General features: G+C 65.3%; 12 protein-coding genes. 9 read left to right on the top strand and 3 right to left on the bottom strand.

All coding sequences use genetic code 11. The annotated features are described in order from the left end of the window. Positions 1 to 88: 88 nt before the first annotated feature. From cysT to ADADO0_RS09140, 3 genes are read left to right on the top strand one after another with little or no spacing between them, the layout of a single operon-like run. Positions 89 to 943, top strand: coding sequence for a sulfate ABC transporter permease subunit CysT (gene cysT, locus ADADO0_RS09150; protein WP_511304824.1), 855 nt, complete (start codon positions 89 to 91; stop codon positions 941 to 943). After that, positions 940 to 1,848, top strand: coding sequence for a sulfate ABC transporter permease subunit CysW (gene cysW, locus ADADO0_RS09145; protein WP_511304823.1), 909 nt, complete (start codon positions 940 to 942; stop codon positions 1,846 to 1,848). Before cysT ends, cysW begins: the two co-directional genes overlap by 4 nt. Then, positions 1,845 to 2,891: a sulfate/molybdate ABC transporter ATP-binding protein gene (locus tag ADADO0_RS09140; protein WP_511304822.1), complete on the top strand. Its 1,047-nt coding sequence runs from the start codon at positions 1,845 to 1,847 to the stop codon at positions 2,889 to 2,891. Before cysW ends, ADADO0_RS09140 begins: the two co-directional genes overlap by 4 nt. Here the strand turns inward: ADADO0_RS09140 and ADADO0_RS09135 are convergent. Both ADADO0_RS09135 and ADADO0_RS09130 read right to left on the bottom strand, forming a co-directional pair. Then, the gene (locus tag ADADO0_RS09135) at positions 2,867 to 3,511 is read right to left on the bottom strand and encodes a DUF2865 domain-containing protein (protein ID WP_511304821.1); all 645 of its coding nucleotides are present in this window, start codon (positions 3,509 to 3,511) and stop codon (positions 2,867 to 2,869) included. The two genes, ADADO0_RS09140 and ADADO0_RS09135, sit on opposite strands and share 25 nt — an antisense overlap. 72 nt (positions 3,512 to 3,583) lie before the next feature. After that, a complete protein-coding gene (locus tag ADADO0_RS09130; protein WP_511304820.1) occupies positions 3,584 to 3,745 on the bottom strand; it encodes a hypothetical protein in 162 nt (53 codons plus the stop codon). Positions 3,746 to 3,968: 223 nt separating this feature from the next. On the opposite strand from ADADO0_RS09130, the gene ADADO0_RS09125 reads away from it, so the two are divergent. The 6 genes from ADADO0_RS09125 to ADADO0_RS09100 all read left to right on the top strand — a co-directional run bounded on the left by ADADO0_RS09125 (position 3,969) and on the right by ADADO0_RS09100 (position 11,380). Continuing rightward, entirely contained in the window at positions 3,969 to 4,901 is a 933-nt protein-coding gene (locus tag ADADO0_RS09125) for a LysR family transcriptional regulator (protein ID WP_511304819.1), read from the top strand. A 255-nt stretch (positions 4,902 to 5,156) separates the two neighbouring features. Next, positions 5,157 to 5,636 carry a formate dehydrogenase subunit gamma gene (locus ADADO0_RS09120; RefSeq protein WP_511304818.1) on the top strand — a complete coding sequence of 160 codons (480 nt, stop codon included), beginning with the start codon at positions 5,157 to 5,159 and terminating at the stop codon, positions 5,634 to 5,636. After that, complete coding sequence (locus ADADO0_RS09115; protein ID WP_511304817.1) at positions 5,633 to 7,195, top strand: formate dehydrogenase beta subunit; 1,563 nt, start codon at positions 5,633 to 5,635, stop codon at positions 7,193 to 7,195. Before ADADO0_RS09120 ends, ADADO0_RS09115 begins: the two co-directional genes overlap by 4 nt. A gap of 9 nt (positions 7,196 to 7,204) precedes the next feature. Continuing rightward, a complete protein-coding gene (gene fdhF, locus ADADO0_RS09110) occupies positions 7,205 to 10,042 on the top strand; it encodes a formate dehydrogenase subunit alpha (RefSeq protein WP_511304816.1) in 2,838 nt (945 codons plus the stop codon). Between the two features lie 263 nt (positions 10,043 to 10,305). Further along, a complete protein-coding gene (gene fdhD / locus ADADO0_RS09105; protein WP_511304815.1) occupies positions 10,306 to 11,157 on the top strand; it encodes a formate dehydrogenase accessory sulfurtransferase FdhD in 852 nt (283 codons plus the stop codon). Continuing rightward, positions 11,147 to 11,380, top strand: a complete 234-nt coding sequence (locus ADADO0_RS09100; RefSeq protein ID WP_511304814.1) for a formate dehydrogenase subunit delta — start codon at positions 11,147 to 11,149, stop codon at positions 11,378 to 11,380. The genes fdhD and ADADO0_RS09100 overlap by 11 nt, the downstream gene beginning before the upstream one ends. A 119-nt stretch (positions 11,381 to 11,499) precedes the next feature. Here the strand turns inward: ADADO0_RS09100 and ADADO0_RS09095 are convergent, their stop codons facing one another. Beyond that, positions 11,500 to 12,372: a cation diffusion facilitator family transporter gene (locus tag ADADO0_RS09095; RefSeq protein ID WP_511304813.1), complete on the bottom strand. Its 873-nt coding sequence runs from the start codon at positions 12,370 to 12,372 to the stop codon at positions 11,500 to 11,502. Positions 12,373 to 12,409: the final 37 nt, after the last annotated feature.

The following is a 12,409-nucleotide window of genomic DNA, read 5'->3' as shown; positions in this document are numbered from 1 at the left end:
TGTGAAGCGGCCCGGATGGCCGCTTCACCTCGTTTCAAGCCGGGGGCCGATACGCCCATTCGTGCCGCTCATTCGCGCAAGGACCCAGATGGCACTCGCCGCCACACAGCGCCCGTTGTTCCGCAAGCGCAGCGTCATTCCCGGTTTCGGGCTGACGCTCGGGCTGACGCTCACCTGGCTTTGCCTGATCGTGCTGCTTCCGCTATCGGCGCTGTTCATCAAGACCAGCGAGCTTAGCCTCGATCGCTTCATCACCATCGTCACCAGCGCACGCACGCTTCACGCCCTCCAGGTGTCGTTCGGCCTTTCGCTGGCGGCGGCGGTGATCAATCTGGTGTTCGGCTCCATCGTGGTGTGGGCGCTGGTGCGTTACGACTTCCCGTTCCGCCGGGTGGTCGATGCCATCATCGACATTCCTTTCGCCCTTCCCACCGCCGTGGCCGGTATCGCGCTGACCTCGCTGTATGCAGAGAACGGCTGGATCGGGTCGCTGCTGGCCCCGCTCGGCATCAAGGTCTCATTTACCCCGCTCGGCATTCTGGTCGCGCTGGTGTTCATCGGCCTGCCGTTCGTCGTGCGGACCGTTCAGCCGGTGCTGGAGGATTTGGACAAGGAACTTGAGGACGCCGCCGCGAGCCTCGGCGCAAGCCGCCTTCAGACCGTGGTCCGCGTGGTGCTGCCTTCGATACTGCCGGCCCTGCTCACCGGCTTTGCCCTCGCCTTCGCGCGCGCCGTGGGCGAATACGGCTCGGTCATATTCATTGCCGGCAACCTGCCCGGCATCTCGGAGATCGCGCCGCTGCTCATCGTCATCCGGCTGGAGGAGTATCGCTACGCGGACGCCACCGCGATTGCGACCGTCATGCTTGTGGCCTCCTTCCTTCTGTTGCTGGTCATCAACCGCCTGCAGCGGTGGAGTGAAACGCGCGGGAGGAGCGCATGAGCATCTCCAGCGAAGCCGCACCCCACGCCCTCGCCTCCGAGGGTCTGCCGGCCGTGCCCGCCACCCACACGGTGCGACGGCCGGGACCCGTGAACACCGAGCCGGCAGCGGTGCGCTTCACCATCATCTTCATCGCCCTCACCTTCCTCGGCCTGTTCATCGCCCTGCCGCTGGTGAACGTGTTTTTTGAAGCGTTCCGGCGCGGCTGGGTGGCCTATGTGGCGGCCCTGGTCGACCCCGACGCGCTCGCGGCGATCCGCCTGACGCTTCTGGTGGCTGTCATTTCGGTGGCTGCCAATCTGGTGTTTGGGCTGGTGGCGTCCTGGGCCATCACCAAGTTCGACTTTCCCGGAAAGAGCCTGCTGATCACGCTGATCGACCTGCCGTTCTCGGTCTCTCCTGTGGTGGCCGGCTTGGTCTATGTGCTGCTGTTTGGGTCGCAGGGCCTGTTCGCCTATTGGGTTCAGGCGGCGGATATCAAGATCATCTTCGCCCTGCCCGGCATCGTGCTGGCGACCATCTTCGTCACCTTCCCCTTTGTCGCCCGCGAACTGATCCCGCTGATGCAGGAGCAGGGCACGGCGGAGGAGGAGGCGGCGATCTCGCTCGGCGCCTCCGGCCTTTCGACCTTCTTCCGCGTGACGCTGCCGAACGTGAAATGGGCGCTGCTCTATGGCGTGCTGCTCTGCAACGCGCGCGCCATGGGCGAGTTCGGCGCGGTGTCGGTGGTGTCGGGCCATATCCGTGGCCTCACCAATACGATGCCGCTGCACATCGAGATTCTCTACAACGAGTACAAATTCGTAGCGTCGTTCGCCGTGGCGACGCTCCTGGCCCTGCTGGCTCTGGTGACGCTGATCGCCAAGACGCTGCTCGAGGCCCGCCTTTCGGAGCACCGCCGATGAGTATCGACGTCGTCAACGTCTCCAAGCGTTTCAAGGATTTCAACGCGCTGGACAATGTGAGCCTGCACATTCCCGGCGGGGAACTGGTGGCGCTGCTGGGGCCTTCGGGCTCCGGCAAGACCACGCTCCTGCGCATCATCGCCGGGCTCGACTGGCCGGATTCCGGTGAGGTGCGGTTCGACGGGCAGGATGCGCTCTCCCGCTCGGTGCGCGAGCGCAATGTGGGGTTCGTATTCCAGCACTACGCCCTGTTTCGGCACATGAACGTGTTCGAGAACGTCGCGTTCGGACTGCGCGTGCGCAAAGGCGCGGACAAGCTCCCCGAAGCCGCCATCCGTGACAAGGTCAACCAGCTTCTCTCCCTGGTGCAGATCGACTGGCTCTCCGACCGCTACCCCGGCCAGCTCTCCGGCGGCCAACGCCAGCGTGTCGCCCTGGCGCGTGCGCTTGCGATCTCGCCGCGCGTTCTGCTGCTGGATGAGCCGTTCGGTGCGCTCGATGCGAAGGTCCGCAAGGAATTGCGCCGCTGGCTGCGCAACCTCCACGAAGAATTGCCTGTCACCTCCGTCCTCGTCACCCACGACCAGGAAGAGGCATTGGAGCTGGCTGATATCGTCGTGGTGATGGGCAAGGGCCGCATCGAGCAGGTGGGCTCGCCGGGGCAAGTTTACGACGCACCGGAAACCGCGTTCGTGCACGACTTCATCGGAGAAAGCCTGTCGCTGCCGGTGGATGTCCGCGATGGTTCGCTGTTCGTCGGCGGCCGGCAATTGGCGCTGGACAGCCAGGGCGTTGCGAATGGGCCGGCGCGCATTTTCGCCCGTCCCCATGACGTCGACCTCGCAAGTGCCGGCGAGGCGCCGATTTCCGGTCGTGTTCTCGCTGTGCGCACCTTCGGCCCGATACGTCGCGCCGATATCGCAATCCCCGGAAACGGCACGGATATCGTGGTGGAAGCGGCCGTGCCCCATTCCGACACGCTGCCGGTGGGCAGCGTCGTTGGCCTCGTGCCGCGTCGCTACCGGGTCTTCGCCAGCGTCTGAGGCGTGTCGGAGGCGAGTTTCAGATCCTCGATCTGCTGCCGGGTGTCGCGTGAGAGACGCGATGCCTGGCCCGGCGGCACGAAAGCGCTGTCCTTATGGGGCGGCGACGAGGATTTCGCATCGAACACCCGCGCGCCTTCCGCCGTCATGACGATGTCGCCGCGCCGAAGGGTGGCATCCTCCTTAACCGGCACGGGGGCAAGACCGGTCGGTCCCTGGCCGGTGCAGGTGCAGGCGTTATCCAGCTTGGTGCGGTAAACATAGGCGTTGGGAATGGCGCTATAGGACCGGCCTGCGTCGTTGGTCGCATCCTCGATGTTGGTGCCCGAGCCACGGAACACCTGGGTCTCCGCCTTCGGGCAGAATGAAGCGCATTGGGACTGAGCATCCGCGGCATTGGTGAGCGGGAAATAGCGACCGTCGCACATGCGCACGCAATAGGCCACGGTGCGGCTCGGCGTGCGGGGCGCCTCGGCGGCGTCGGGCGCCAGTCCGGGAAACATCGCCATGGGCTGGGGCGCCCGCGGCCGGGCGAGCCCACCGAAGATCGCGGCGAAGAAATCACCTGCGCTCTGGGCGCTGGCAGGCCCGAGTGCCCCAAAGCTCAAGACAAGCGCCATCACTGCGCTGCATGCTGCTCGCCGCACGATACTCTCCTGTGTGTCAGAATGGATCGACGGCAGCAGCCGGGATCAGGCGATCTTGCTCGGCCCGTAATATTTCTGCTGCTCTGGCTTCTGCTGTTCCTGCTTCTGATCACCCGTCGCGACGGGCGGCGGTGTAAGCAGCGAGGCAGACGCCGAGGAAATCACGGCCAGCAACGAAATCACCACGAAAGCGCGCGCGAATGCCATGTCACCCTCCTGCGAACAGGATCTAAAGCCAGCGCCCCTATGGCATCTGGAAACGTTCTGCTAACTCTGTTTGTGGGGATTGAGTTCCATGGATATTCGACACGGAACGGCCGCGCTTCTCTAGTCAACGCGCCTGTGCCGACCATGTATTTGAAATCCCCAGCACTTCGGGCAAGCTCCCCGCTTCAGTGCCGCCCGCGCCTCAGGCAGATTGACCGCCTCAATGATCGACAAGCTCGAATATTTGATCGCCCTCGCACGGGAGCGCCATTTCGGCCGGGCGGGAGAAGCGTGCGGCGTGACGCAGCCGACTCTTTCTGCCGGCATCAAGCAGCTTGAGGATACGTTGGGCGTGCTGCTGGTGCAGCGCGGCTCCCGCTTCATGGGCTTCACGCCCGAGGGCGAGCGCACGCTGGAATGGGCGCGCCGCATCGTCTCCGACAGCCGCGCCATGCGGCAGGACATCGATGCGCTGAAACGCGGGCTGGCCGGGCCGCTTCGGATCGCAGCCATCCCCACCGCTTTGCCCATGGTCGCCGCGCTGACGACGCCGTTCCGCGCACGCCATCCCGACGTGCGGTTCACCGTGATTTCGCGCACCTCCATCGAAATCCTGAACCACCTGGAAAACCTGGAGATCGACGCGGGCCTGACCTATCTCGACAACGAGCCGCTCGGCCGGGTGAACACGGTTCCGCTCTATCGCGAGCAATACCGTCTCGTGACCTCGCCCAATTCCAAATACGGCGACCGGCAGCATGTGAGTTGGGCCGAAATCGCCGAACTGCCGCTCTGCCTTCTGACCCCCGACATGCAGAACCGCCGGATCATCGACGGCCTGCTCAGCGCCGCCGGCGGACCGCCAAAGCCGACGCTCGAATCCAATTCCATGATCGTGCTGTTCACCCATGTGCGCACCGGCCATTGGGCCAGCGTCATGCCGGCCATGCTGGCGGATTCGCTGGGGCTGACTTCGATCGTGCGTTCGATCCCGATCGTCGATCCTGAGATTTCACACTCCATCGGCCTTGTGGTGCCCCATCGGGAGCCGACCACGCCCATTACAGCCGCGCTCGTGGCCGAAGCACGCCGCATCGCGCCTCGGCTGGAATCACTTGCCGACCGCGATCCCGCGCTCGTCGCGCTTCAACCCTGAGCCAGCGCGCCCGAAATGCTGCAGTGCAGCATAGAAGAAAGCAATCGGATGCCCGCGAAAATGCCCATTCCGGGGTGGTGGATGGCCGAAAGGGCCTTTTTTGACCGTCCCTGAGGCATTCCGCGCGGGTCACGAACGATAGAGATGTTCTATCGCAACATCCCACAGCCCGCTTGATTGCGGCTCTTTGTATGCCACACTCCTTATAACGATCACAAAAAGCGCGGCGTCACGCTGCCCTATGGGATGTGGAATATGCCGGTTGCCGGTTACGAGCCATGGAGCGCGGAGCGCGCTTCGCAGATCATCACAACGCACCGTGAGATGGCCGGCGCCACCATGCCGATCCTGCATGCCATCCAAGAGGCGTTCGGCTTCGTTCCCGACCCCGTGGTGCCGATGATCGCAGAGAGCCTCAACCTCTCGCGCGCCGAGGTCTATGGCGTCGTCACCTTCTACCATGACTTCCGCCGCGAGCCGCCGGGCCGCCATGTTATCAAGCTGTGCGCCGCCGAGGCATGCCAGGCCATGGGTTCCACCGAGCTTGCCGCCTATGCCGAGGAACGCCTCGGCATCGAGATGGGCGAGACCTCGCCGGATGGTCGGGTGACGCTGGAGCCGATCTATTGCCTCGGCCTGTGCGCCTGCGCGCCCTCGGCCATGATCGACGGGCGCCTTGTCGGCCGCCTCGATCGCGAGACCATCGACGAACTGGTGGCGGAGACTGACCGATGAACACCGCCCGCATCTTCGTCCCCAACGATGCCACTGCTGTCGCCTGCGGTGCCGATCGCATCGCCCGCAAGTTCGACGACGCCTTCGTGGCAGGCGGCACCAAGACCGACATCGTGCGCAACGGCTCGCGCGGCCTGTTCTGGCTGGAGCCGCTTGTCGAGGTTGAGACACCCGCCGGCCGCGTCGGCTACGGCCCGGTGAAGCCTTCCGACGTGTCCGGCCTGCTGGCTGCCGGAATGCTTGAAGGCAAGGACCATCCGCTCTGTGTCGGGCTGGTGGAGGAAATCCCCTACCTGAAGCGCCAGACGCGCCTGACCTTCGCGCGCTGCGGCATCATCGATCCGCTCTCGCTTGCCGACTACAAGGCGCATGACGGCTACAAGGGCCTCGCCAAGGCGCTTGAAATCGGGCCGGCCGCGATCGTCGAAGAGGTGTTCCAGAGCGGCCTGCGCGGACGCGGCGGCGCTGGCTTCCCGACCGGCATCAAGTGGCGCACGGTCGCCGGCGCGCCGGCCGACCAGAAATACATCGTCTGCAACGCCGACGAGGGCGACAGCGGCACCTTCGCCGACCGGCTCATCATGGAAGCCGACCCGTTCTGCCTGATCGAAGGCATGACCATCGCCGGCATCGCGGTAGGGGCGACCAAGGGCTTCGTCTACTGCCGTTCAGAATATCCCCTCTCCCTGGTGGTGATGGAAAAGGCCATCGCCATCGCCCGCCGCGCCGGCCTGCTCGGCGCGAATGTCGCCGGCTCAGGCTATGCCTTCGACATCGAGATGCGCATGGGCGCGGGCGCCTATGTCTGCGGCGAGGAAACGGCGCTGCTGGACAGCCTGGAAGGCAAGCGCGGCGTGGTCCGCGCCAAGCCGCCGCTGCCCGCCTTCAAGGGCCTGTTCGGCCGACCCACCGTCATCAACAATCTGATCTCGCTGGCCACCGTGCCCGTGATCCTCGACAGGGGCGGCGCCTTCTACAAGGATTTCGGAATGGGTCGCTCGCGCGGCACGATGCCGATCCAGCTTGCCGGCAACATCAAGTTTGGTGGCCTGTTCGAGACCGCCTTCGGTATCTCGCTGGGCGAACTCGTCAACGATATTGGCGGCGGCACGGCATCGGGCCGCCCGGTGCGCGCGGTGCAGGCGGGTGGGCCGCTCGGCGCCTATCTCCCGGTGCACCAGTTCGACACCCCGTTCGACTATGAGGCGTTCGCCGCGAAGGACGCGCTGATCGGCCATGGCGGCATCACGGTGTTCGACGACACCGTGGACATGGCGCACATGGCGCGCTTCGCCATGGAGTTCTGCTCCCACGAGAGCTGCGGCAAGTGCACCCCCTGCCGCATCGGCTCGACGCGCGGCGTCGAGACCCTCGACAAGATCATCGCCGGCACCAAGCGCGATGCGAACCTCGCCGTGCTGACCGACCTCTGCCAGACCATGAAGCTCGGCTCGCTCTGCGCGCTCGGCGGCTTCACGCCTTACCCGGTGCTCAGCGCCCTCACCCATTTCCCGGAAGACTTCGGCGTTTCGCCGAAGTTGCCCGTGGCCGCCGAATAGGAGACGTCCATGTCCCTCATTCACGAAATCGACTACGGCACCCCGCTCTCCAAGTCCGAGAAAATCGTCTCGCTGGTGATCGACGGCATGAAGATCCAGGTGCCGGAAGGCACCTCCATCATGCGCGCCGCTATGGAAGCGGGGAACCAGATCCCCAAGCTCTGCGCCACCGACATGCTGGATGCTTTCGGCTCCTGCCGGCTCTGCCTGGTGGAGATCGAGGGCCGCAACGGCACGCCGGCCTCCTGCACCACGCCCGTCATGGACGGCATGGTGGTGAAGACCCAGACCGAGCGGCTGAAGACCATCCGCAAGGGCGTGATGGAACTCTACATCTCCGACCATCCGCTGGACTGCCTGACCTGCTCCGCCAACGGCGATTGCGAGCTTCAGGACATGGCCGGCGTCGTCGGCCTGCGCGAGGTGCGCTACGGCTATGAGGGCGAGAACCACACCAAGCTGGGCAAGGACGAATCCAACCCCTATTTCACCTATGAGCAGTCGAAGTGCATCGTCTGCAATCGCTGCGTCCGAGCCTGCGAAGAGGTGCAGGGCACGTTTGCGCTGACCATTTCCGGCCGCGGCTTCGGCTCGCGCGTCTCGCCGGGCATGAGCGAAACCTTCCTCAATTCGGAATGCGTCTCCTGCGGCGCCTGCGTGCAGGCTTGCCCCACCGCGACGCTGAACGAGAAGGCGATGTTCGACATCGGCACGCCGGAGCATTCGCTTGTCACCACCTGCGCCTATTGTGGCGTCGGCTGCACCTTCAAGGCCGAGATGCGCGGCGACGAACTGGTGCGCATGGTGCCTTACAAGAATGGCAAGGCGAACCGGGGCCATTCCTGCGTGAAGGGCCGCTTCGCCTACGGCTATGCGACCCACAAGGACCGCATCCTGAAGCCGATGATCCGCTCCTCCATAGACCAGCCCTGGAAGGAAGTGAGCTATGAGGAGGCGATCGGATACGCCGCCTCCGAGTTCAAGCGCATCCAGGCCAAGTACGGCCGGCTGGCGGTGGGCGGCATCACCTCCTCGCGCTGCACCAACGAGGAAACCTATCTCGTCCAGAAGCTGATCCGCGGCGCCTTCGGCAACAACAATGTCGATACCTGCGCCCGCGTCTGCCATTCGCCCACCGGCTACGGCCTGTCCCAGACCTATGGCACCTCGGCGGGCACGCAGGATTTCGACAGCGTCGAAGAGAGCGACGTCATCCTCGTCATCGGCGCCAACCCGACCGACGGGCACCCGGTGTTCGGCTCGCGCATGAAGAAGCGCCTGCGCGAGGGCGCCAAGCTCATCGTCGTCGATCCGCGCAAGATCGACCTGGTGCGCACGCCCCATGTTGAGGCGTCCTACCATCTGCCGCTGCGGCCCGGCACCAACGTGGCGATCGTCACCGCGCTGGCGCATGTGATCGTGACCGAGGGCCTCGTCGACGAGACCTTCGTGCGCGAGCGCTGCGACTGGGCCGAGTTCCAGGAATGGGCCGCATTCGTGGCCGAGGAGCGCCACAGCCCCGAGGCGGTGCAGCGTTACACCGGCGTCGACCCCAAGCTGGTACGCGCGGCCGCCCGCCTCTATGCCACCGGCGGCAACGGGGCGATCTATTACGGCCTCGGCGTCACCGAGCATTCCCAGGGCTCGACCACGGTCATGGCCATCGCCAACCTCGCCATGGCCACCGGCAATGTCGGCCGCAACGGCGTGGGCGTGAACCCGCTGCGCGGACAGAACAATGTGCAGGGCGCCTGCGATATGGGCTCGTTCCCGCACGAGCTCTCCGGCTATCGCCACGTCTCGGACGGCGACACCCGTGCGCTGTTCGAGGGCCTGTGGGGCGTGAAGCTGGATGCCGAGCCGGGCCTGCGCATTCCCAATATGTTCGATGCGGCCGTGGATGGCACCTTCAAGGGCATGTACGTGCAGGGCGAGGACATTCTCCAGTCCGACCCAGACACGCGCCATGTCTCCGCCGGTCTCGGCGCCCTGGAATGCCTAGTCGTGCAGGACTTGTTCCTGAACGAGACCGCCAACTACGCCCACGTCTTCCTGCCCGGCTGCTCCTTCCTCGAGAAGGACGGCACCTTCACCAATGCCGAGCGGCGCATCCAGCGCGTGCGCAAGGTGATGGCGCCCAAGAACGGCTATGCCGACTGGGAAGTCACCGTCATGCTCTCCAAGGCGCTCGGCTACGACATGCCGTATGCGCACCCCAGCGAGATCATGGACGAGATCGCCATGCTGACGCCCACCTTCACGGGCGTCTCCTACAAGAAACTGGACGAGATGGGCTCGGTGCAGTGGCCGTGCAATGAGAAGGCGCCGGAAGGCACGCCCATCATGCACATCGGCGGCTTCGTACGCGGCAAGGGCAAGTTTATCCTCACCGAGTACGTGCCGACAGACGAGCGCACCGGCCCGCGCTTCCCGCTGCTGCTCACCACAGGACGCATTCTCAGCCAGTACAATGTCGGCGCCCAGACGCGGCGCACCGACAATGTGGCCTGGCATCCCGAGGACGTGCTGGAGATCCATCCCCACGATGCCGAGAACCGCGGTATTCGCGATGGCGACTTCGTGCGGCTGGAGAGCCGCGCAGGCTCCACATCCCTGCGCGCGGTCATCAGCGAGCGCATGCCCACCGGCGTGGTCTACACCACCTTCCACCATCCTGTGACGCAGGCGAACGTGGTAACGACCGACTTCTCCGACTGGGCCACCAACTGCCCGGAATACAAGGTCACTGCCGTGCAGGTCGCGCCGTCCAACGGGCCGTCCGCCTGGCAGGAAGAGTATGAGAAGCTCTCCCGCGAAAGCCGCCGCATCGCCGAAGCGGCGGAGTGAGCGGGCTATTGTGAACCGGCAGCCCTCCCTCCACCTGCACCACCAAGCCCCCTCTCCCGCTTGCGGGGGAGGGCTGGGGAGGGGGAAAGTGCGGACGGTATCGAGCGGTGCAGCAGGTCCCGCACCCAGCCGATGCCCCCTCCCTGCCCTCCCCCGAAAGCGGGAGAGGGTGCAAACGGAGAAGGCGCGGATAACCAGCCGCCGCTTGAACTTGCTCGCATTCAAGACGACCTTCAAGGCATCGCCTGAACCCGGTGCCCCCCATGTCTGATGACCTCATCCCCGACTTCCCGGATCCGGTTCGCCGGATCACCCGCCGTGCCTGGCGCGATGGCGTGGCGAGCGAAGGGGAGCGCGCGGTGCCAGAGGAGACGCCGGTAGCGCTCACCTATAACGGCACGACCCATGCGGTGATGATGGCGACCCCGCTCGATATTGCCGCCTTCGCCCTGGGCTTCTCCCTGACTGAAGGTATCATCGCCGCGCCCAACGAGATCCTCAGCTTGGACGTGATCGCGGTGGAGGACGGCATCGAGGCGCGCATGTGGATTGCGCCGGAGAAGATGGCGGTGCTTTCCGCGCGACGGCGACATCTCGCCGGTCCCACCGGCTGCGGACTTTGCGGCGTCGAGAGCCTTTCGGAAGCGATCCGCCCCGCCGCGCAGGTTATCTCCGACGCTGTTTTTACCTCAAGCGCCCTACTGGAAGCCATGGCCCTGCTCGGCCCCGCGCAGGCGCTCAACCATGAGACCCGTGCTGTACACGCGGCTGGCTATTATGAGCCCGGACGTGGCCTGCTGGCGGTGTGCGAGGACGTGGGGCGCCATAATGCCCTCGACAAGCTGGTGGGCAAGGTGGCGGCGCTCGATACCCAACCGGATCGCGGATTGCTGCTGCTCACCAGCCGGGTCTCCATCGAAATGGTGCAGAAGGCGGCGGTGCTGGGGGTAGGCGTGATCGCCGCCGTCTCTGCCCCGACCTCCCTTGCCATCCGCACGGCCCATGCCTCCGGCATGACCCTGGCTGCCATCGTGCGCAGCGACGGTTTTGAAGTCTTCACCCATCCCGGGCGCATTGCGTCCAGCCCATCCTCACGGCAGGCACATGTCGCATAAAACCACCAACGACCGCCTCGTTTATATGGCGAACCAGATCGCCACCTTCTTCGCCAGCCAGCCCCACGCCGCGGCGGTGGAAGGCACCCGCGTGCACATCGAGAAGTTCTGGGATCCGCGCATGCGCAGCAAGATCGCCGAGCACATCGATCATGGCGGCGAGGGCCTGAGCCCGATCGCCAGGGAAGCCTTGGAAGGTCTCAAGCCAGTCAAAGCCGCGTAAGCCGTCTATGCGTGTTGTCCCGGACAAGCGATTGCCCGCTTCGCGGAAATCTTGCGCTGGGTCCCGGATCTGCGTTCGAGCTTCGCTCTCACTTGTCCGGGACAACCGCGCTCAAGCCGTCACACGACGTGCGCGGGTGCGAGGGCGCAGGGGAGGTCTCCGGCTTCCACCTGGATCGCGGCATGGCCGATCTGGAACTTCGCCTTCAGGCCGGCGCAGGTGTCAGCCAGGAACGCATCGTCCAACGCCGCGCCGGGACGCACGAGATGAGCGGTCAGAGCGTTCTCCGTGGTGGAAAGCGACCAGATGTGCAGATCGTGCACCTCGGTCACGCCCGGCTGCTTTCCGAGATAAGCCTCCACCTCGGCCCGGTCGATACCGGCCGGCACCGCGTCCATGGCCATGTCGACACTGTCGCGGAACAGGCCCCAGGTGCCGAGGATAATGGCGACCGAGATCGCAAGGCTGACCACGGGGTCGAGCCATAGCCACCCGGTCAGGGCAATGACGCCGGCGGCGATCACGACGCCGAGCGAGATCGCCGCATCGGCGATGAGATGAACGAAGGCGCCGCGTACGTTGAGGTCGCTTTTGCGGTCCGCCATGAACAGCAGCGCCGTGCCGAAATTCACGCCGATGCCGATGAGCGCCACCACCATCACGATGCCAGTGTCCACGGGACGCGGATCGGACAGCCGCGAAATGGACTCGACGATGATGCCGCCGGTTCCGAGCAGAAGGATGATGGCATTCGCCAGCGCGGCGAGGATTGAGGAGCGACCGAAGCCGAACGTGCGCTTCGCGGTGGGCGGCCGGCTCGAGAGCCAGGCGGCCGCCCAGGCCAGCAGCAGGCCGAGCACGTCGGAGAGATTGTGACCGGCGTCGGCGAGCAGCGAGAGCGAACCGGAGAAAAAGCCGAACACCGCCTCGATGATGACGAAGCCGAAATTGACCGAGGCGCCGATCGCGAAGGCGCGCAGCGATTTCGGCAAGGCGTGCGCGTGGTCATGGCCGGCGTGAGAATGCCCC

The organism is Aquabacter sp., assembly GCF_965279295.1.
In the GTDB taxonomy this organism is placed as follows: Bacteria; Pseudomonadota; Alphaproteobacteria; order Rhizobiales; family Xanthobacteraceae; genus Aquabacter.
Note: the sequence above shows the minus strand (reverse complement) of the source record. Positions and strands in the feature narration are given on the sequence as shown.

Coding starts and splice junctions, on each gene's coding strand:
- cysT (WP_511304824.1), top strand. CDS start 89: ATGGCACTCGCCGCCACACAGCGCCCGTTGTTCCGCAAGCGCAGCGTC.
- cysW (WP_511304823.1), top strand. CDS start 940: ATGAGCATCTCCAGCGAAGCCGCACCCCACGCCCTCGCCTCCGAGGGT.
- ADADO0_RS09140 (WP_511304822.1), top strand. CDS start 1,845: ATGAGTATCGACGTCGTCAACGTCTCCAAGCGTTTCAAGGATTTCAAC.
- ADADO0_RS09135 (WP_511304821.1), bottom strand. CDS start 3,511: ATGGCGCTTGTCTTGAGCTTTGGGGCACTCGGGCCTGCCAGCGCCCAG.
- ADADO0_RS09130 (WP_511304820.1), bottom strand. CDS start 3,745: ATGGCATTCGCGCGCGCTTTCGTGGTGATTTCGTTGCTGGCCGTGATT.
- ADADO0_RS09125 (WP_511304819.1), top strand. CDS start 3,969: ATGATCGACAAGCTCGAATATTTGATCGCCCTCGCACGGGAGCGCCAT.
- ADADO0_RS09120 (WP_511304818.1), top strand. CDS start 5,157: ATGCCGGTTGCCGGTTACGAGCCATGGAGCGCGGAGCGCGCTTCGCAG.
- ADADO0_RS09115 (WP_511304817.1), top strand. CDS start 5,633: ATGAACACCGCCCGCATCTTCGTCCCCAACGATGCCACTGCTGTCGCC.
- fdhF (WP_511304816.1), top strand. CDS start 7,205: ATGTCCCTCATTCACGAAATCGACTACGGCACCCCGCTCTCCAAGTCC.
- fdhD (WP_511304815.1), top strand. CDS start 10,306: ATGTCTGATGACCTCATCCCCGACTTCCCGGATCCGGTTCGCCGGATC.
- ADADO0_RS09100 (WP_511304814.1), top strand. CDS start 11,147: ATGTCGCATAAAACCACCAACGACCGCCTCGTTTATATGGCGAACCAG.